Annotated in this window: 19 protein-coding genes and 1 tRNA gene; 9 read left to right on the forward strand and 11 right to left on the reverse strand. The window is 66.7% G+C overall.

The window, feature by feature from the left end:
• Nucleotides 1-43 precede the first annotated feature (43 nt).
• Together HF680_RS15795 and HF680_RS11225 are read right to left on the reverse strand one after the other, a co-directional pair.
• Entirely contained in the window at nucleotides 44-247 is a 204-nt protein-coding gene (locus tag HF680_RS15795) for a hypothetical protein (RefSeq protein WP_205196226.1), read from the reverse strand.
• Entirely contained in the window at nucleotides 244-1,398 is a 1,155-nt protein-coding gene (locus HF680_RS11225) for a hypothetical protein (protein WP_205196227.1), read from the reverse strand. Before HF680_RS11225 ends, HF680_RS15795 begins: the two co-directional genes overlap by 4 nt.
• 165 nt (nucleotides 1,399-1,563) lie before the next feature.
• Between HF680_RS11225 and HF680_RS11230 the strand changes: the two genes are divergently transcribed.
• From HF680_RS11230 to HF680_RS11250, 5 genes are read left to right on the forward strand one after another with little or no spacing between them, the layout of a single operon-like run.
• A complete protein-coding gene (locus HF680_RS11230) occupies nucleotides 1,564-2,496 on the forward strand; it encodes an ABC transporter ATP-binding protein (protein WP_185225116.1) in 933 nt (310 codons plus the stop codon).
• Nucleotides 2,493-3,275 carry an ABC transporter permease gene (locus tag HF680_RS11235; protein WP_185225117.1) on the forward strand — a complete coding sequence of 261 codons (783 nt, stop codon included), beginning with the start codon at nucleotides 2,493-2,495 and terminating at the stop codon, nucleotides 3,273-3,275. Before HF680_RS11230 ends, HF680_RS11235 begins: the two co-directional genes overlap by 4 nt.
• A gap of 42 nt (nucleotides 3,276-3,317) precedes the next feature.
• A complete protein-coding gene (locus tag HF680_RS11240; protein ID WP_185225118.1) occupies nucleotides 3,318-4,382 on the forward strand; it encodes a flagellar basal body-associated FliL family protein in 1,065 nt (354 codons plus the stop codon).
• Nucleotides 4,383-4,442: 60 nt separating this feature from the next.
• Nucleotides 4,443-5,873: a metalloprotease TldD gene (tldD, locus tag HF680_RS11245; protein ID WP_185225119.1), complete on the forward strand. Its 1,431-nt coding sequence runs from the start codon at nucleotides 4,443-4,445 to the stop codon at nucleotides 5,871-5,873.
• A gap of 59 nt (nucleotides 5,874-5,932) precedes the next feature.
• On the forward strand, nucleotides 5,933-6,220 hold the full coding sequence (locus tag HF680_RS11250) for a hypothetical protein (RefSeq protein ID WP_185225120.1): 288 nt from the start codon (nucleotides 5,933-5,935) through the stop codon (nucleotides 6,218-6,220).
• Nucleotides 6,221-6,223: 3 nt separating this feature from the next.
• Here the strand turns inward: HF680_RS11250 and HF680_RS11255 are convergent, their stop codons facing one another.
• Nucleotides 6,224-7,135: a TraB/GumN family protein gene (locus HF680_RS11255; protein WP_185225121.1), complete on the reverse strand. Its 912-nt coding sequence runs from the start codon at nucleotides 7,133-7,135 to the stop codon at nucleotides 6,224-6,226.
• A gap of 187 nt (nucleotides 7,136-7,322) precedes the next feature.
• On the opposite strand from HF680_RS11255, the gene HF680_RS11260 reads away from it, so the two are divergent.
• Nucleotides 7,323-9,407 (forward strand): TonB-dependent receptor plug domain-containing protein, encoded by a 2,085-nt coding sequence (locus tag HF680_RS11260; RefSeq protein WP_185225122.1) that lies wholly within the window; start codon nucleotides 7,323-7,325, stop codon nucleotides 9,405-9,407.
• A 70-nt stretch (nucleotides 9,408-9,477) separates the two neighbouring features.
• On the opposite strand, the gene HF680_RS11265 is transcribed toward HF680_RS11260, so the two are convergent.
• Entirely contained in the window at nucleotides 9,478-11,262 is a 1,785-nt protein-coding gene (locus HF680_RS11265) for a peptide MFS transporter (protein WP_185225123.1), read from the reverse strand.
• Nucleotides 11,263-11,523: 261 nt separating this feature from the next.
• Here HF680_RS11265 and HF680_RS11270 point away from each other — a divergent pair, with 261 nt between their 5' ends.
• Nucleotides 11,524-12,675, forward strand: coding sequence for an ATP-binding cassette domain-containing protein (locus tag HF680_RS11270; protein WP_185225124.1), 1,152 nt, complete (start codon nucleotides 11,524-11,526; stop codon nucleotides 12,673-12,675).
• Here HF680_RS11270 and mscL read toward each other — a convergent pair whose 3' ends face one another.
• From mscL to aroA, 7 genes are all read right to left on the reverse strand, one after another.
• Complete coding sequence (gene mscL, locus HF680_RS11275; protein WP_185225125.1) at nucleotides 12,676-13,098, reverse strand: large-conductance mechanosensitive channel protein MscL; 423 nt, start codon at nucleotides 13,096-13,098, stop codon at nucleotides 12,676-12,678.
• Between the two features lie 23 nt (nucleotides 13,099-13,121).
• Entirely contained in the window at nucleotides 13,122-13,412 is a 291-nt protein-coding gene (locus HF680_RS11280) for an integration host factor subunit beta (protein ID WP_039244165.1), read from the reverse strand.
• 271 nt (nucleotides 13,413-13,683) lie between these two features.
• Nucleotides 13,684-15,387, reverse strand: coding sequence for a 30S ribosomal protein S1 (gene rpsA, locus HF680_RS11285; RefSeq protein ID WP_017504363.1), 1,704 nt, complete (start codon nucleotides 15,385-15,387; stop codon nucleotides 13,684-13,686).
• A 198-nt stretch (nucleotides 15,388-15,585) separates the two neighbouring features.
• Nucleotides 15,586-16,230, reverse strand: a complete 645-nt coding sequence (gene cmk, locus HF680_RS11290; protein ID WP_045809447.1) for a (d)CMP kinase — start codon at nucleotides 16,228-16,230, stop codon at nucleotides 15,586-15,588.
• A 100-nt stretch (nucleotides 16,231-16,330) separates the two neighbouring features.
• The gene (locus HF680_RS11295; protein WP_156146707.1) at nucleotides 16,331-16,612 is read right to left on the reverse strand and encodes a hypothetical protein; all 282 of its coding nucleotides are present in this window, start codon (nucleotides 16,610-16,612) and stop codon (nucleotides 16,331-16,333) included.
• The gene (locus HF680_RS11300) at nucleotides 16,609-16,878 is read right to left on the reverse strand and encodes a hypothetical protein (protein WP_045809449.1); all 270 of its coding nucleotides are present in this window, start codon (nucleotides 16,876-16,878) and stop codon (nucleotides 16,609-16,611) included. Before HF680_RS11300 ends, HF680_RS11295 begins: the two co-directional genes overlap by 4 nt.
• Complete coding sequence (gene aroA / locus HF680_RS11305) at nucleotides 16,875-18,197, reverse strand: 3-phosphoshikimate 1-carboxyvinyltransferase (protein WP_369796228.1); 1,323 nt, start codon at nucleotides 18,195-18,197, stop codon at nucleotides 16,875-16,877. Before aroA ends, HF680_RS11300 begins: the two co-directional genes overlap by 4 nt.
• A gap of 122 nt (nucleotides 18,198-18,319) precedes the next feature.
• On the opposite strand from aroA, the gene HF680_RS11310 reads away from it, so the two are divergent.
• Nucleotides 18,320-18,781: a TIGR02300 family protein gene (locus HF680_RS11310; RefSeq protein WP_017504360.1), complete on the forward strand. Its 462-nt coding sequence runs from the start codon at nucleotides 18,320-18,322 to the stop codon at nucleotides 18,779-18,781.
• A gap of 289 nt (nucleotides 18,782-19,070) precedes the next feature.
• Nucleotides 19,071-19,146: transfer RNA gene (locus tag HF680_RS11315), tRNA-Ala, on the forward strand.
• Nucleotides 19,147-19,390 lie beyond the last annotated feature (244 nt).

Genomic DNA, 19,390 nt, shown 5'->3' on the forward strand with positions numbered 1-19,390 from the left:
CTCGCCGTCTAACCCATCCGCGAACGTCGGGCGAGGCGTCGTTTCAGCCCAGCCGCGCCAGTTCCGCCGAGGCCGCGCGTCGCCTGACCGCGCGCGCCGCCTCCAGCGCCTCGATCACGGTCAGGAACCGCGCCGCGACCCCGATCAGACGCAGCACATGGTCGGGATTTTCGGCCTCGCCATCCGACAGACTGTTCAGCGCCTCGTCGGACCAGGTGGAGAGGTAGTCGGTCAGGTCGGCCTTCAACCCGAGCGATCGGCTTCACAGCCGAAGGTGACGGCGGCGCCGCGCAGGGCCGCCACTGCCGCCAGCAAGGCCGCCGCCGCCTCGATCGGTTCGCCCTCGGCCGGCGCCTCCAGCCAGGGCGACATACGCGTCATGCGGCCGGTGATGACCTGACGCTTCATCGGCAGGGCGGCGTGGACGGCGCTGGAAGCGGACTTCATCAGACCCGAAAGCTGGCCCGACACCTGGACCCGCGCCATCCGCGCCGTCTTGCCCCAGCTTGAATCGGGCCGCACCTGCAAACTGAGGTCCATCTCGGCCAGCACGCCCGCGCACCAGTTGACGTCGTCCACCACGCCCAGCATCGCGGTCTCGCCCAGCGACGATCGGACCACGACGGCGATTTTCTGCACCCGCGCCTGAACGGAGGTCAGCAGCCGCTCGACGAAGACGCCCATATCGGAATGGCTGAGGGTGATTTCACGGTCGGCCAGGCGGCTGGTCCGCGTCACGACCCGCAGCATCCGCTCGGCGTCGGCCACATGGGCGAACAGGATGTCGATCATGCGCCGCCCTCCGTCCGGCGACATCGCCAGACAGTCCTGGATCAGCAGCCTGAGCCCCGCCAGTTGGTTGTCGTCGGGGCGTTCCAGCCAGACGGGCAGGCGCGGCAGGGCGCTGCGGGCCAGAGGCGTCAGGTCGAAACAGCCGGCCAGTTCCACCGGAGTGGATGGGGGCTGGTCGTCGGCGGGGCGCTGAAACTCCGGCCAGACGTCGCGCGGCCGGTCGCGCAGCACGGCGGCCGCCTTGGCGCACAGCCGATCGGCGGCCAGGGTCCATTCGCCGTCCACGGCCACGGCCCCGTCCAGCAGCGGCAGGAAATCCTCCTCGCCCTTGACCGCCTCGCGCCAGACCCGTTTCAGGACCAGAGGCGGAAAGACCAGGGCCGGCACGCCGTCGGCGCGCGGCTGAAAGAGCGGCAGCAGGGGAGCGAAGGCCGTGCCGCGACGGGCGCGATCGCGCGCCTCGGCGGCGACGATGTTCGCCAGTTCGGCCGCCTTGTCGCCCTTCAGCGCCGCCACGGCCGCCCCCAGCATCCCCAGCGATGCGTCGGGGCAGGCCTCGACGATCGCCGTCAGAGCGGCGTGGTGGGCGGCGGACAGGGACGGCACGAAAGCTCCTGCCAAAACTCAACTCAGGCCGGCACCGTGCGACAATCGGGTTAACAACGACTTGGCGTCCATTGAGCGCCGCCCGCCACTTGAGTCAGGCGTCAGGCACGCCATATTGCCGCCACACCCGGCCCGCGCCGCCGTGCGCGCCGGAAAGGAAAGCCCATGCCCGTAATCGAGATCGACGGCCTGACCAAGACCTACAAGTCGGGGCATCAGGCGCTGAAGCGCATCGACCTGACGATCGACAAGGGCGAGATTTTCGCCCTGCTGGGTCCGAACGGCGCGGGCAAGACCACACTGATCTCCATCGTCTGCGGCATCGTCACGCCGACGACCGGAACCGTGGTCGCCGACGGCCATGACATCCAGTCCGATTTCCGCGCCGCCCGCACCAAGATCGGTCTGGTGCCGCAGGAGCTGACCACTGACGCCTTCGAGACCGTGCTGGCCACCGTCACCTTCAGTCGGGGCCTGTTCGGCAAGGCGCCAAACCCCGCGTTCATCGAAGGCGTGCTGAAGGACCTGTCGCTTTGGGACAAGCGCGACGCCAAGATCATGACCCTGTCGGGCGGGATGAAGCGGCGGGTGATGATCGCCAAGGCCCTGAGCCACGAACCGGACATCCTGTTCCTGGACGAGCCGACCGCCGGGGTCGATGTCGAGCTGCGCCGCGACATGTGGGCGATGGTCAGAAAGCTGCGCGAGCGCGGCGTGACCATCATCCTGACGACCCATTACATCGAGGAGGCCGAGGAAATGGCCGACCGGGTGGGCGTGATCCTGAAGGGCGAGCTGATCCTAGTCGAGGAGAAGTCGGCCCTGATGAAGAAGCTGGGCAAGAAGACCCTGACGCTGAACCTGATCGAGCCGTTGGGCGCCCTGCCCGCCGACCTGTCCGACTGGGACCTGACGCTGAAGAACGAGGGGGGCGAGCTGGAGTACAGTTTCGACGCCAACGCCGACGATACGGGCGTGCCCTCGCTGATCCGCCGGCTTGAGGCGCTGAACATCGGCTTCAAGGACTTGAACACCCGCCAGAGCTCGCTGGAAGACATCTTCGTCAGCCTGGTCCACCAGAACGGAGCCGCGGCATGACCTTCAACGGATACGGCGCCAATCCTCGCGGGGTATGGGCCATCTATCGCTTCGAGATGGCGCGTGCGCTGCGCACCCTGTGGCAGAGCGTGGTCACGCCGGTGATCACCACGGCCCTGTATTTCGTCGTCTTCGGCGGCGCGATCGGCAGCCGGATGCAACAGGTGGACGGCGTACCCTACGGCGCCTTCATCGTGCCGGGCCTGATCATGCTCAGCCTGTTCACACAGTCGATCTTCAACGCCTCGTTCGGCATCTACTTCCCCAAGTTCACGGGGACGATCTACGAAATCCTGTCGGCGCCGGTGTCGTCGCTGGAGATCGTGCTGGCCTATGTCGGTGCAGCGGCGACCAAGTCGGCGGTGCTGGGGCTGATCATCCTGGCGACGGCGGCCTTCTTCGTGCCGCTGCAGATCTTGCATCCGGTCTGGATGATGGCCTTCTTGATCCTGATTTCGGTGACCTTCAGCCTGTTCGGTTTCATCATCGGGGTCTGGGCTAATGGGTTCGAGCAGCTTCAGATGATCCCGATGCTGGTCGTGACGCCCCTGACCTTCCTGGGCGGCGCCTTCTATTCCATCGACATGCTGCCGGACGGCTGGCGCACGGTGACCCTGTTCAATCCTGTGGTCTATCTGATCTCGGGCTTCCGCTGGGCCTTCTATGGCCAGGGCGATGTGGCCATCGGCGTCAGCGTCGCCGCCACCCTGGCCTTCTTCGCCGTCTGCCTGGGCATCGTCATGTGGATGTTCAAGACCGGCTACCGGCTCAAGAACTGATCCGTCACGAAACGGGCCAGATCGCCAGCGATTGAGAAGACCATGTCCGACGACCAGAAGACCCCGCCCCAGCCCTTCGCCCGCAAGCCGGTGACCTGGGGGCGCATGCCCGCGACGACCTTCCACGTCGGGCCGGTGCCGGTCGCGCCCAATCCGCTGGACCGCATTCCCAATCCGCCGCCGCGCAAGCCCACGCCGCAACAACAGCAGGCCTCGATCCACACCCAGAGCCTGGCCTCCGGCGTCGCGCCGGCCAAGGGTCAGACGACGCCCGCCAATCCGGCGCCGCGTCCCGCGCCCCGTCCGCAGGGGGCAAGCATCCTGGGCGGTTCGCTGATCCCGACGGCGCGCCCGGCCCAGGCCCAGCCGCAGCCCCAGGCTTCGATGCCGCCGCAGCCCAGGCCGCAGCCGGCGCCGGCCGCTCAACCCGATCTGACCGTGCGGCCCCTACCCGCGCCCGAGACGACGCCCGCCCCTGCGCCGAAGCCGGTCGCGGCCGAACCCGTCGCCGCCGCCCCAACGGTTGCGGCCAGACCCGCCATCGCGCTGGCGGCTGCGCCGATCACGCCTAGCTTCGCCCGTGCGCCCGCCAAGACCTCGCGCCTGCCGCTCTATGTTGGGGTCGGGATGGTCGCCCTGTTGATCGCCGGAGGGGGCCTGTGGTTCGCGATGCGTCCCGGCTCGACCCCGGCGGCGTCCAAGCCCGCCGTCGCCGCCGATGCGCCTCTGACGGCCCCGCCGGCCGATACGATCCCCGCCGAAGCCGCCCCTGTCGTCGCGACCGAACAGCCCGCGCCCGCCGCGACGACCACAACGACGCCGCCCGCCCCCGCCGCTTCTACGCCGGCAACGACGACGCCGCGCGCGACGACGGCCACGCCCCGCACGCAGACCCCGGCCCAGAACCAGACGCCGGCCGCAACGACGCAACCGACGACGCGTGCGCCCACGACCACCACTCCAGCGCCGTCCACGCCGGCTCCGACCGTCACGACGGAGCCGCTGGTGATCGTCCCGACGGCGCCGACGCCCGCCCCGACCGCGGCACGCCCGTCGAGCAGCGATCCCGATGGCCCGGTGGTGACGCGGCCCCAGCCGCTGGACTGATCGGCGGTTTCGCGCGCCGGGGCAGGTGACGAAACGGCCTTCAGCCCCTACCTACAGGCCATGACCGTTCACGCCTCCCCGCCGCCCATCCTCGACGCCGCCGGCGTCGACACCGATGAAGCCCTGTCGATCCTGAAAACGGCCCTGGCCGGCGCCGACGACGGCGAACTGTTCCTGGAGCGGTCCGCGAGCGAGAGCCTGGTGTTCGACGACGGCCGGCTGAAGTCCGCCGCCTATGACGCCACCGAGGGCTTCGGCCTGCGGGTCGTCGCGGGCGAGACGGCCGGTTACGCCCACGCCAACGAAATCTCGGCCGACGCCCTGCGTCGCGCCGCCGACAGCGCCGCCCTGGCCAAACAAGGGCATGAGGCGCGGGTCGCCGAAGGGCCGCGCGCCACCAATCAGAAACTGTATGGCGAGGTCGATCCGCTCGCCTCGCCCGCCTTCTCCGACAAGATCGCCCTGCTGGCCGAGATCGACGCCTGGGCGCGCGCCCGCGATCCGCGCGTGGTTCAGGTGTCCGCCTCTCTGATCGGCGAACGTCGCGCCATCGAGATCCTGCGCGCCGACGAGCGGGCGGTGCGCGATGTTCGCCCCCTCGTCCGTCTGAACGTCTCGGTCACCGTCGAGCAGAACGGCAAGCGCGAGAGCGCGTCGTCCGGCGCCGGCGGTCGGGCCGGCTTCGAGGCCTGGGTCGCGCCCGAACGCTGGCAGGCCAAGGTGGACGAGGCCTTGCGTCAGGCTCTGGTCAATCTGGACGCCGTCGATTGCCCGGCGGGCGAGATGGACGTGGTCCTGGGCGCCGGCTGGCCCGGCGTGCTCCTGCACGAGGCCATCGGACACGGCTTCGAGGGCGACTTCCACCGTAAGGGCTCGTCGGTCTTCAACGGCATGATGGGCCAGCGGGTCGCCGCCCCCGGCGTCACCGTGGTCGATGACGGCTCGATCGCCGGACGGCGCGGCTCCCTGTCGGTCGATGACGAGGGCACGCCCACCTCGCGCACCGTGCTGATCGAGGACGGGATCATGGTCGGGTTGATGCACGACCGGCTGTCGGCGCGTCAGCTGGGCGTCGCCGCAACCGGCAACGGCCGGCGCCAGTCCTTCGCCCATATGCCCATGCCGCGCATGACCAACACCTTCATGGAGGCTGGCCGGGACTCCAAGGCCGACATGATCGCCAATACGAAGCGCGGCCTCTACGCCGCCAACTTCTCGGGCGGCCAGGTGGACATCACCAACGGCAAGTTCGTGTTCCAGTGCAACGAGGCCTATCTGATCGAGGACGGGGTGATCACCGCACCCGTCCGCGGCGCGACCCTGATCGGCGACGGGGCCACGGCCCTGACTAGGATCCAGATGGTCGGCGACGACTTCGCCTTCGATCCGGGCGTCGGCGTCTGCGGCAAGGCCGGACAGGGCGTGCCGGTCGGCATCGGCCAACCCAGCCTCAAGATCGGCGGCCTGACGGTCGGCGGCACCGCCGTCTGAGCGAGCGGAACCGTATCGCTGCAAAGGGTGTTTCCCCGCCACACTGGAGAGGAAACACCATGCCTACCGAACGCGAAGTCCAACATCCCGACGGCCGGGTCGAACGCATCACTGAAACCAGCGCGGTGCCCACCACCGTCGTCGAGCGTCGCGGCAGCGGCATGGGCGCCATCGTCGCCCTGATCGTCGGCCTGCTGGCCGTGCTGGTGATCGGCTACTTCCTGATGAACATGAACCGCAGCGACGCGGTGAAGGACAACGCCATCGCCGGCGCCGCCGAGAGCGTCGGCAACGCCGCCGACAACATCGGCGAAGCCGCCCGCGACGCCGTTCCGGAACGCAAGTAAGCTCTAGCGCGCCGATTGAGCGGGGGCGGAGGGGCGCCATTCGGGACCAATCGGTTCCAGCCCCTCCGCCTCCAGCCGATCCAATACGCCGTTCGGCTCGGCCAATAGCCGCAAGGGCGCGATGGCGACGGTGACTCCGTCCTCTTCCAGCGCCTTGTCCACCGCCGTGTTCCATATCCGACGCAGATCGTCCGCCTGGGCCATCACCGACCAGTAGGAACAGGCCGTCGCCGCCTTTTCCAGGGGCGAGTCCAACACCGCCGGGATCCGGCGAAGACGCCAGTTCTCCGCACGTTGCGCGCCCGCCTCGACCCCGGCCTCCGCCGCCGTCGCCGCAGCGTCGATACAGTCGAGATAGCGTTCCGGCGGCGTCGTCAGAACCTTTTCGATCAGTTCGTCACCCCTGAAGATGCCGACGGGTTCAGCCGGCGTGCGATTGGCGCGCGTCGCCTGACGAACCAGGCCGGACACCGGACGCCCGCCGCTGCTGTAGCCGCCTAGTTCCATCAGATCGCCCGACAGGATCAGCATGCTGTCGCGGGTCGGGCCTTCGCCTGTCAGGCGCTCGACGCGGGCCTCAAGGTCCGGGGACAGATAGTCGGCGCTGGTGCGCCCGTTCGGCAAACGGGTCAGTGTCCGAAACCGCCAGATCAGCCGGCCCACGTCGGCCAGCGACGCCCGCCCCTCGACGGGAAACAGAACGCGGTCGGCACGATCAACCGCAGAGACGAGCGCGTCGGTGCGCCACTCCATCTTTCTGGGCAAACCGTCGATCGATCCGACCAGAATCAGCACGCTGTCGCCGCGCCGCACCTCCCACATCGGCGCCTCGATCCGGCGGGCGGTGACGACGATATCCTCGACGGCGTCCGAGGGCGCGTCCTGCGCGACGGCAGGCGCGGTCGTCAGCGTCATCGCGGCAAGTAAAAGCAATAGAGAAGATGAACGTCTGATCATTACATCGCTGTAAACATCATTACTGTCATTGTTGTAATGAAATCGCTGTAATGATGTCGTCGATTTAATCCACCTTGCGGCCTTGTAACTGGAGATGAACGCGCCGGATCGGCACACCTCTCGCCAACACCCGAGGGGAAGACCAATGACAAAGACCCTGCTGCTGGCCAGCACCGCCCTGCTTTTCACCGCCGGCGCCGCATTCGCCGCCGACGCCTCCAACGCAGACAAGCCCCAAGTCGCCGAGGCCCCGGTGCCGACCGGCCCGACCAACCAGGCGCCCCTGGCCGACGCCAGCCAGCGCGGCGTGCTGGTCTTCACGCCGGACTTCTTCGCCGCCCAGCGCCCCAATACGGCGCTCGACATGGTCAACCGCGTCCCCGGCTTCTCCATCGACAACGGATCGGGCGCGCGCGGTTTCGAAGGGGCGGTCGGCAATGTGCTGATCAACAACAACCGCCCCGCCTCAAAGAACGACTCGGGTTCGAACGTCCTGGGCCGGACCCTGGCCAATCAGGTCGAGCGTATCGAACTGATCCGGGGCGGCAGGCCGGGCATCGACATGCAGGGCTATTCCGTCGTCGTGAACGTCATCCTGAAGACGACCGACAGCCGCCAGTCGATCCTGACCTGGAACGCCATGCTGTTCGAAGGCGGCCATGACATCTATGGCGGCTCCTATCAGTTCACGCAGAACAAGGGCGATCGCAGCTGGGGCGTGACCCTGTCGGACGGCATGGGATCCAGCGATTCCAACGGCGTCGGCCGGTCGATCCGTCGCAACGCCGCCGGCGACGTCATCCGCGACGAGCGTTTTGAAAACGACGGATGGGGCGGCGGTCAGAGCATTCGCGGCAACTACACCGGCCCCGTGTTCGGCGGAAAGCTGGAAGGCACCGCCCGCTATGGTCTGAACGACTATCAGAATTGGACCGAGCTTTCGTCGCCCACGTCGCTGCGGCGCAGCGACTATGCCGAAGACGGCGATTCCGGCGAGCTGGGCCTGACCTGGACCCGCACCCTGAACCCGCGCTGGACCGTGGAGACGCGTCTGATCCACGAGTTCTCAAGCTTCGACAGCGTGTCGGGCAGCAACGAGACCCTGAACGGCACGGCGGCGCCGGAGCAGCTGTTCAAATCCAATGGCGACTCGTCGGAATCCATCCTGCGCGCCCTGTTGCGTCACGAACGCTCCCCGGCCCTGACGATCGAGGCCGGCGCCGAGATCGCCTACAATATGCTGGACGTGAACCAGGCCTTCACCATCGGCGGCGTCGGCGTGCCCCTGCCCAGCGCCTCGGTCAAGGTCGAGGAGACGCGCGGTGAAGCCTTCAGCAAGGCGACCTGGCGGATCAATCCGAAACTGACGCTGGAAGGCGGCGTGCGCCTGGAAGCCTCCACCATCAGCCAGTCGGGCGATGCGGACCAGGAAAAGAGCTTCTTCTTCGCCAAGCCGCGCCTGCTGGCGACCTGGACGCCGATGGCGAACAACCAACTGCGTTTCCGCTTCGAACGGGAACTGGGTCAGCTGGACTTCGGCGACTTCGCCGCCTCGGCTGAACTGAGCGACGGCACGGTGTTCGGCGGCAACGTCGATCTGGAGCCGGAACAGCGCTGGATTTCCGAGCTGTCCTATGAGCGCCGCTTTTGGGGCGAGGGCGTGGTCTCGATCGGCTATCGCCACGACCGCATCATCGACGTGATCGACCGGCTGCCCCTGCCCGGCGGCCTGTCGGCGACCGGCAACATCGGCGACGGAACGCTGGATCAGCTGTCGCTGAACGTGGTGGTGCCGCTGGACAAGGTCGGGATTTCGGGCGCCCGCTTCACCTTCCAAAACGACTGGAACAAGACCAGTGTCACCGACCCGACCACGGGCGAGGACCGCCGCATCTCGGGCGTGCGCCCCAGCCAGGCCAATGTCGGCTTCCAGCAGGACATCACTTCGTGGAAGACCCAGTGGGGGATCAACTGGCTGCCGCGTCTGGGCCAGGCGACCTACGATCCGGACCAGACCTTCGCTTGGCGCGGCGCGGACTATCTGGAGGCCTTCGTCGAATATAAGCCCAGCCCGACCCTGTCGCTGCGCGCCCAGCTGAACCTGTGGGATGACTTCACCCAGCAGCGCACGGTCTACGCCACGCGCAACCCGCGCACGGTCGCTTTCGTCGAGGAGCGCTCCATCGACCCGCGCACCTTCGTCTCGTTGCGGGTCCGCAAGACCTTCTAAGGTCGCGCTTCACGCAGCAAAAAGCCCCGGCGGATCGCTCCGCCGGGGCTTTTCCTTGATCAGGCGTCGATCAATGGATGCCGGCCATGCCTTTTTTAAGCAGGGGCGAGATCAACAGCAGGAAGATGCCGACGCCCACGCCTGTCCAACCGATGGTGCCGAAGATGGAGCCATAGGTCTCCAGCGCCAGGGCCGGGCTGGTGACGACGCCAGCCACCGTGTCCGTCGCCGTCGCCTTGGCGATCAGGCCGGCGACGATGTGGGCCACCGAGCTGGACAGGAACCAGACGCCCATCATCATGCCGACCACGCGCGCCACCGACAGTTTGGTGATCATCGAAAGGCCGACCGGCGATAGGCACAGCTCGCCGATCGTGTGGAAGAAGTAGGTCAGGAACAGGAACAGCAACGGCACGCGGAAGGCGTCATTCGCCTGACTTGCCGCCGCCCAGGTCAGGACCAGGAAGCCGAAGCCGACGAAGACGAGACCGAACGAGAACTTGACCGGCGTGGACGGCTCGAGCTTGCGCTTGGCCAGCCAGACCCACAGTGCGGCCATGATCGGGCCGCCGATGACGATGATACCCGGGTTGAACATCTGGGTGTAGCCAGCGTTGAACCAGCTCGGCATCTGGGTCGATTGGTCCGCGAACAACGTCAACGAGGAGCCGGCCTGTTCAAACAGGGCCCAGAACAGCACCGAGAAGAAGATCAGCACCTGGGCGACCAGCATCCGGGTCCTTTCGGAACCCTTCAGACGGAACACGGTGAAGCCGACAACGGCGGCGAAAATAACGCCGGCGATCCACGGAAGCGCCGTCTCGATGATCTCGTGGCGCTGCATCAGCATCCAGGTCGGGATGACGGCGATCAGGCCGGCGATCCAGAAGAAGGGCACCAGCGGCACACCCAGAATCGAACGCCCCTGGAGCGGAACCGGCGGTCCGCCGCGTCCTTCGAGCCAGGACTGACCCAGAACGAAGGTGAGCAGGCCCAACAGCATGCCGATGCCGGCAAGGCCGAAGCCGTAAGCCCAGCCGTAGTTGAAGCCCAGATAGGAGCAGGCGGCCGTTGCCAGGAACGATCCGAGGTTGATGCCGACGTAGAAGATCGTGAATCCGCCGTCGCGACGGGGATCATTCTCGTCGTAAAGAGCGCCGACGACGGTCGAGATGTTGGCCTTCAGGAAGCCGACGCCCACGATGATGAGGGCCAAAGCGAGGAAGAGGACGGGTTCGCCGACTTTCAGATCGCGCTCGGTTTCCAGCGTGTAGCCGCCGGTCGCGGTGAAGGCAGGGAAGCCGGCGGCGGCGGCGGCTTGCGGCGCAGCCTGTGTCGCGGGATCCAAGGCGCCGGTCGGGGGCGTGCCCATACCCGTGCCCACGGCTGCAGCGGCGGCGTCGGCGGCGTTCGCGGCAGACGGTTCGGCACCGACGGTGGAGACGCCCTCGGGAGAAATCGCGATCTGCACACGCTCATCGCCGTTCACCGCAAACATCTTGCGGTTCTGGTCGCGACCTTCGACCTGGATTTGATAGGTGGTGTCGCCGATGGTCAGGCTTTCACGTCCGCCCGTGCCCTCGAAGGCCATGGTGAAGTGACCCAGAACCAAAAGCACGGCGCCAATGATGACCGCCTTGCGCGAGCCCAGATAACGGTCGGCGATCATCCCGCCGACGACCGGCATCAGATACACCAGCGCGGCGTAGGCGGCGTAGATGCCTTGAGCCTCGGCCGGTCCGAACAGGAAATGCTGCGTCAGATACAGCACCAGCAGGGCGCGCATGCCGTAGTAGGAAAACCGCTCCCACATCTCGGTGAAGAACAGGATCACCAGCCCCCGAGGGTGTCCCAAGAAAGTCTTGCGAGGCGCGAGCGCCCCCCCATCCGTCGCTGTCAACGGCTCACTCCCAACTGCCGCGCCGCTTATCGGGCGCGCGAAAGGCGCATACCCAGCACAGCGGGCGAATCCGAACAAGTGTTAAGGCTGTCGCGGGGGGGAGCCGGGCGACGCGCGAGAAAGGCGAAAAACAACCTTGGGTGATGTCTGTGGCGCACATCCTGCTACGGCGTTTGTCGGAAACGCACACGGTTTCATAATGGGAAGGCGCGCCAGATGTCTGTCAGACCGATCGCCGCTCTCGACCATGAGGCGCTGAACCGGCTGCATCGTCAGGTCGGCTGGCCCGAGCGGTCGCCGGCCGGTTGGCGCTGGCTCGAAGCCAATCCGGCGCGGTTGGCGCTGGGCGCGCCCGCCGGATGGGTGGTCGCCGACTCGGATGACAACGCCGTCGCCATGCTGGGCAACTTCATCCAGCGGTTTCGCCAGGGCGCCCAGGACCACTTCGGCGCCACTGGCTTTTCGATCATTGTGCCGCCCTGCCAGAAGGGCGCCAGCCGGCCGCTGATCCGCACCTTTTTGAAACAGCCCGGCCTGTTCGCTCGCTACACCTTCAACGCCAATGCGCGCTCGGCGCCGCTGTACGGCCTGTTCGACATGAAGCCCTGGCCGGCGCAAACCCACGGCCTGAAGCTGTCATGGATCACCGATCGTCTGGCCTGCGCTCAGGGTCGAGGTCTGCGCCTGCTGCTGGGCCGCACCTCCGCCGAGACCGCCGCGCGTCTGGGCGAGCGGCTGATGAACGGGCGCGTGTTTCGCCAGACGCCGCTGGCGCTGCCGGCTGGGGTGATCATGCTGCGCGATCTGTCGGACGCCTCGCCCTATGCGGACTTCTGGCGCCGGCTGTCGCAGGAAGATCGCCTGCTGGCGGACCGCAGTCCGGAAATCCTGCGCTGGCGGTTGGCGGACCCCGACCTGACCCTGCCGCCGGTCATGCTGGCCTGCGTAAGCGACAACCGCATCGTCGGGATGGCGATGGCGCAGATGACCAAGACCAGCCTGATCGAGCCGCCCTATCTGGATATTGTCGATCTGATCGCGCTGGAGACGGCGCCCGATGCGATCCCGCTTCTGACCCAGGCCTTGATCGACAACGCCCGTGCGCTGGGCGCCGCCAAGGTGCGGCTGCAGATGGTGACGCCGCGTCTGTTGGCGCAGTTGGGCGATCTGGCGAAGACGGCGCGGCGCGAAGGCGGCTGGGGACATTGCCACGCCATCATCGACGATCCCGCACTGGCGGCCGCCTGGGCGCCGACGCCGTTCGACGGCGACTATGGCATCTGTTCGCGCACGCCGCCGATGCCCAAAACCTTGGCTGTTGCCGCGATCACGCGCCCGACCTTGGGCGGGCGCGCATCCAAGGCCTGATCAGGCCTTGGGGCGGGCCTTCAGCTCGTCGCGGATCTCGGCCAGCAGAGCTTCGGTCGCCGTCGGCGCGGCCGGCGCCGGATCGGGCTTGGCGGCTTCCTGACGTCGCAGGGCGTTGATGCCCTTGACCACAAGGAAGACGACCCAGGCGACGATCAGGAACTGGACCACCGTGTTCAGGAAGGCGCCATACTGGATCGACACCTTCTCGATCGCTTCCGTCGCCGGGTTTTCGGCCCTGAGCACCCATTCCAGTTCCGAGAAGTCGATGCCGCCGGTCAGCAGGCCGATGGGCGGCATCACCACCTGATCGACCAAGCTTTTGACGATGCCGTTGAAGGCCGCGCCGATGATCACGCCGACCGCCAGGTCCACGACGTTGCCCTTGACCGCGAACTCGCGAAACTCCGACAGCAGGCTCATGAGATTTCCTTGAGAAAGTGAGATCAGGCGTCGCCCGAGGCGTTCAGCCGCTCGCGCAGTTCCTTGCCGCTCTTGAAGAAGGGAACGGCCTTGGCGGGCACCTCGACTGTTTCGCCGGTACGCGGATTGCGGCCCGCCCGCGCCGGGCGCGACCGCACCGACAGGGCGCCAAAACCGCGCAGCTCGACTCGGCCGCCTTCGGACAGGGCCGAGGTCATGGTGTTGAGGATCACATTGACCAGCCGCTCGACCTCGGCGTGAGTCAGGTGGGTGTTTTCCGCTGCAAGCTTCTCGATCAGTTCGGACTTGATCATCTGCGCCCCCGCCAGCTCGTTTAGACAGGCCGTCTCGCCTGCCGTCGATCCAGAGGGACACCCTAACCTTCGATAGGCTCTCGAAAAAGCCCTTATCCGACAATGATGCGCGCCATTCGCAAGAAATATGTCCGGAAGTGCACACAGCGGTGCGCCAGACAGAGAAAAGGGCGACGGGATTGCTCCCGCCGCCCTCATTCTTCGTCGCTATCGCAGAGCGCGCGGCGCTCCGCTGCTTGAGCGAAGCGCCTGACGCTCTTTGGGTGAGCGCTTAGTCCTTGGTGCCGGCGTTCTTCAGCGCGGCGCCCAGGATGTCGCCCAGCGAAGCGCCCGAATCGGACGATCCGAACTGTTCGATGGCTTCCTGCTCGTCCTTCATTTCCAGCGCCTTGATCGACACCGAGACGCGGCGCGAGGCCTTGTCCACGGCGGTGATCATGGCGTCGACGCGGTCGCCGACGGCGAAGCGTTCCGGACGTTGCTCGTTGCGGTCGCGCGACAGGTCCGACTTGCGAACGAAGGCCGTGACCGGCGCGTCGTCTTCACCGAACTTGACCTCGATGCCGCCCGACTCGATCGCCGTCACGGTGACGGTGATCTGCTGGCCGCGACGATAGGTGTCGCCCTCGCCGATCGGATCGCCGCCCAGCTGCTTGATGCCCAGCGAGACGCGTTCCTTCTCGACGTCGACGTCCAGGACCTTGGCCTTGACCATCTCGCCCTTGCGGTAGCGCTGGATGGCTTCTTCACCCGACACCGACCAGTCGAGGTCGGACAGGTGGACCATGCCGTCGATGTCGTTGTCCAGGCCGATGAACAGGCCGAACTCGGTGGCGTTCTTGACTTCGCCCTCGACGGTCGAACCGATCGGGTTGTTGGCGACGAAGGCGTCCCACGGATTGTCCTGAGCCTGCTTCAGGCCCAGCGAGATGCGGCGCTTGGAGGCGTCGACATCCAGAACCACGACGTCGACTTCCTGCGAGGTCGAGACGATCTTGCCGGGGTGGACGTTCTTTTTGGTCCAGGACATTTCCGAGACGTGCACCAGGCCCTCGACACCGGCTTCCAGCTCCACGAAGGCGCCGTAGTCGGTGATGTTGGTGATGCGGCCCGTATACTTGGCGCCGACCGGATACTTGGCTTCCACGCCGTCCCAGGGGTCCGACTGCAGTTGCTTCATGCCCAGCGAGATACGCTGGGTGTCCGGGTTGATCTTGACGATCTGGACCTTGACGGTGTCGCCGACGGCCAGAACCTGGCTCGGGTGCGAAACGCGCTTCCACGACATGTCGGTGACGTGCAGCAGGCCGTCGATGCCGCCCAGGTCGACGAACGCGCCGTAGTCGGTGATGTTCTTGACGACGCCTTCGCGGACTTCACCCTCGGCCAGCTGACCGACCAGTTCCGTGCGCTGTTCGGCGCGGGCTTCTTCCAGGATGGCGCGACGCGACACGACGATGTTGCCGCGCGGACGGTCCATCTTCAGGATGGCGAAGGGCTGTTCCTTGCCCATCAGCGGGCCGACGTCGCGGACCGGACGGATGTCGACTTGCGAACCGGGCAGGAAGGCCGAGGCGCCGCCCAGGTCGACGGTGAAGCCGCCCTTGACGCGACCGACGATGGCGCCGTTGACCGGCTGGCCTTCGGCGAACACGACTTCCAGACGGGTCCAGGCTTCTTCGCGACGGGCCTTGTCGCGGCTGATGACGGCTTCGCCCAAGGCGTTCTCGACGCGCTCCAGATAAACCTCGACGTTGTCGCCGACCTTGGGCAGGGCGCCGTCGTCGCCTTGGCCGAATTCGCGCATGGCGATGCGGCCTTCGGTCTTCAGACCAACGTCGATGATGACGATGTCTTTTTCGATGCCGACGACGCGGCCGTGGACGACCTGGCCTTCGCCGAAGTCGCGACCCGACAGTTGTTCGTCGAGCAGCGCCGAGAAGTCGTCGCGCGTGGGGTTGAGAGTATCAGACATGAAGCTCTGGTGTTTCCAGTGGGGCTGTGGCGCGTGACCGAGGGACGATCTCGCGCGAGGTGGACCCCTGACGCAGCGAAAGGCGGCGCGCGGGGCGATGGGAAAAGATGGAATCAGGTCGTCGGGATGCGAGACCGTTCAGAACGATCAAAACGCCCGCGGAGGCCGAGGGTGGGAGCGTTGGATTTGCGAGATAGGTCAGAGACCGTGTTTCGCGCGCGCCGCCTCGACGATACGGCGGGCCGCATCGAAGGCGGCCTCTATACCCAGATCGGTCGTATCCAGCAAGACCGCGTCGTCGGCCTGGACCATCGGGGCCGCCCCGCGCCCGGCGTCGCGCTCGTCGCGGCGCTGAATGTCGGCCAGCATGGCGTCGAAGGCGATGTCCGATCCGCGCGCCGTCAGCTGCTTCCAGCGGCGCGTGGCCCGCACTTCGGGCGTCGCGGTGACAAACAATTTGGCCTGAGCGTTCGGCGCAATCACCGTGCCGATGTCGCGTCCGTCGAGAACCGCGCCGCCCGCCTGGGCCGCGAACGCCTGCTGCAGTTCCAGCAGAGCCGCCCGCACGCCGGCGAAGCTGGCGACACGGCTGGCGGCCTCGCCCGCCTCGCCCGTCGTCAGGCGCGGATCGTCCGACAGGCCCGCCGCATCCAGCCCTCGCGCCGCCTGCGTGGCCGCAGCCTCGTCATCCAGAGATCCGCCGTCCGCCAGCACCTTTGCGCCCACGGCCCGATACAGCAGCCCCGTATCCAGATGCGGCAGGCCATAGGTGTGGGCCAGGCGCGCGGCGATGGTCCCCTTGCCAGAGGCGGCCGGTCCGTCGACGGCGATGATCAGGGTCAAGCAGGTCTCCGCAGCGCGTGGCGCATTTCAATCTCGATCCCAAACGCACGGGAGGCGGAACCTGATAGCGAGGATCGCCCGACCAATCCAGCCGAAGCCCTCAGTCCCGGCGTCCGACCAAGTCACGAATTGCAAGGCCAGCCAGCAAAACTGCAAGCCCCACACCCGTCACGACCGACGCCACATAGAAGCCGAAGACGCTCCAGAACAGCAGGGGTCGGTCGGCCAACAGCACGTCCGGTTCCTTTCGGTTGTTCAGCACCCCGGCATCCAGGCTTTGGACGATCTCTCGGGCGCCGATCACGCAGAACCAGCCGATCAGAATCGCGATCGCCAGCGTCAGGATCGGCTTGATCCAGCCCGACGGCCCCGGCCGGTTCACGACCATGCCTTCCAACGCGCCAGCACCACGACCGCTGAGGCCGCCAGACCCAGCCACACCAGACAGGCGACGCCGTTCAGCGCCACAGTCGAATAGAAGAAGGCGTCGCCCTCGGCCCTCAGATGCACGGCGCCATGCTTGCCCGAGACCCGGCCTGTCGTCACCCCTTGCCAGACGATCCAAGCCGTCCAGCCAGCTCCGCCCAGACAGGTCAGAAGACCGAGGACCGCGATGCCTCGACCGAGGACGTCGCGCGCGGACTTCACGCGATCCGCCCGCCCAGCCCGTTGATCATCTCGACGAAGCCGGGGAAGCTGGTTGCGATCATGCCGGGCTCGTCGACCGAGACCGGCTGTTCGGCGGTCAGGCCCAGGACCAGATGGCTCATGGCGATGCGGTGGTCGTGGGCGGTGTGGACCAGGCCGCCGCCGCGCACCGACCTGCCCTGGCCGGCGCCGGTGACGATGAAGCCTTCCGGCTCCTCCTCGACCTGAACGCCGCAGGCGCGCAGCCCCTCGACCATCAGCGAGATCCGGTCGCTTTCCTTGACCCGCATCTCGCCCACGCCGCGCATGACGGTGACGCCGTTCGCAAAGGCCGCCGTCGCCGCCAGGATCGGATATTCGTCGATCATCGAGGCGGCCCGATCCTCAGGCACGACCACGCCCTTCAAGGACGAATGGCGGGCGGTGATGTCGCCGACCTCTTCGCCCCCGGCCTCACGCCGGTTGGTGATGGTCAGGTCGGCGCCCATCTCGATCCAAGTGTCGAACAGGCCGGTGCGAAGCGGGTTCAGCATCACCCCCTCGACCGTGACCTCAGATCCCGGAACGATCAGCCCCGCCGCCAGGGGAAACGCCGCCGAGGACGGATCGCCCGGCACGGCGACGACCGTCCCGGTCAAGGCCTGACCGCCCTTCAACGTCACCTTCCAGCCCTCGCCCCTCTCCTCGACGTCCACCTCGGCGCCGAAGGCCCGCAGCATCCGCTCGGTGTGGTCCCGGCTCTTTTCCGGCTCGACCACCGAGGTGACGCCCTCGGCGTTCAGCCCCGCCAGCAGGATGGCCGACTTCACCTGGGCCGAGGCCACCGTCTGCACATAGTCGATGGCCTTCAGCGCGCCGCCGGTCAGGGCCACCGGAAGCCGATCCTCTGCCGCCTTCCAATCGAACGCCGCGCCCATGTCGGCCAGCGGTCCCGTGACCCGCTTCATCGGCCGCTTTCTCAGCGAGCCGTCGCCGTCGAAGCTCGCCGTCAGCGGATAGCCCGCCGCCGCCCCCATCAGCAGGCGCACCCCGGTTCCGGCGTTGCCGCAGTCGATCACCGACAAAGGCGTCTTAAAGCCGCCCGCCCCCTCGATCCGCCATGTCCCATCACCGAGCCGCTCGACCTTGGCGCCGAAGGCCTCGACCGCGCGGGCGGTGGCCAGGACGTCGTCGCCCTCAAGGAGACCCTCGACCTCGGTCACGCCGGACGCCATTCCACCCAGGATCATCGACCGGTGCGACATCGACTTGTCGCCCGGCGCGCGGACCTTTCCGGTCAGGGCGGATGTGCGGCGCGAAGTCAGTTGGGACGGCATGATCACCCGCTTCAGGCTGTATTGTGCGAAGGGCCGCGCGGGCGGCGCGAAAGACAGCTTTTGACAGCGGGTCAAAGGGGTGGCAAGGGACCGCCCCGAATTCAACCCGTTGAAAGCATCCAAACGTGGCCAATCCCGAACTGGGCGCCAAACAGGTCTGCCCCAACTGCCAGGCGAAGTTTTACGACCTGAACCGTCGCCCCGCGCACTGCCCCAAATGCGGAACCGACTTCGATCCCGAAGAGGCGATGAAGCTGCGCAGCCGCCGCGCCCGTCCCGGTTATCCGTCCGACGATGAGGACACGGACGATCAGGTCACGGACAAGAAGGTCGACGGCGACGAGGATGAGGAAGACGACGTCAAGACGCCGGAAATCGACGAGGAAGGCCACGAGCCGATCCTGACGCCGGACGACGAGGACGAAGACTCCCCGGCCGACGCCTCGGAAGAAGCCGGCATGGGCTCGACCGACGGCGACGACGATCTGCTGGCTGACGACGATGACGACTCCGTGCCGTTCATCGAAGACGAAGACGACGACTCGATCGACGACGAGATCGCCAAGCCGTCGCGCGACGACGACTGATCTTTTTTGGGCCTATCGCGCTTCGCGCGACTTGAGGCCCGACCTAATCGAGGCCTGTGGATAGGCTCAGAAACTTGTTGCACCCGCCGCATTTCCCGTTAGGGAGACGCGGCGGGACAGCAGGCCTTTCAATCCTTCCGGTTTGAAAAACCTGCGTATTTTCACCCTTGGGAACGCGGTGAAAATAAATCTCGAAACGGGCTTGATCGCAGAAAAAGCCTGACCTAGTTTCCGCCGCCTCGCCGGGGGCCATCGCAAGATGAACCGGGCGATCCAGACCGACAGGTCCGGGGCTTTAGCTCAGCTGGTAGAGCGCTTGCATGGCATGCAAGAGGTCAGCGGTTCGACTCCGCTAAGCTCCACCAATTTTCAAGGGGTTAGCAGTTCCGCTGCTAACCCCTTTTGCTTTGGGGTAACATCGGGGTAACGAACGGCGTTATTATTTTAGTTGTCTCAGGGCGTTTCGCCGGGTCGCTTCGGGTTCCGAAAAGCGGAGTGGCATTTCGAAGATCCTCGGATCGCCGTCTCGTCGTCAGTGCTCCGCAGCATCCCCTAGAGCGCGCCTAGCGCGACATCGACGATCACGGGCGTTGAAGGGTCGGCTGATCG

The organism is Brevundimonas huaxiensis (assembly GCF_014218725.1).
In the GTDB taxonomy this organism is placed as follows: Bacteria; Pseudomonadota; Alphaproteobacteria; order Caulobacterales; family Caulobacteraceae; genus Brevundimonas; species Brevundimonas huaxiensis.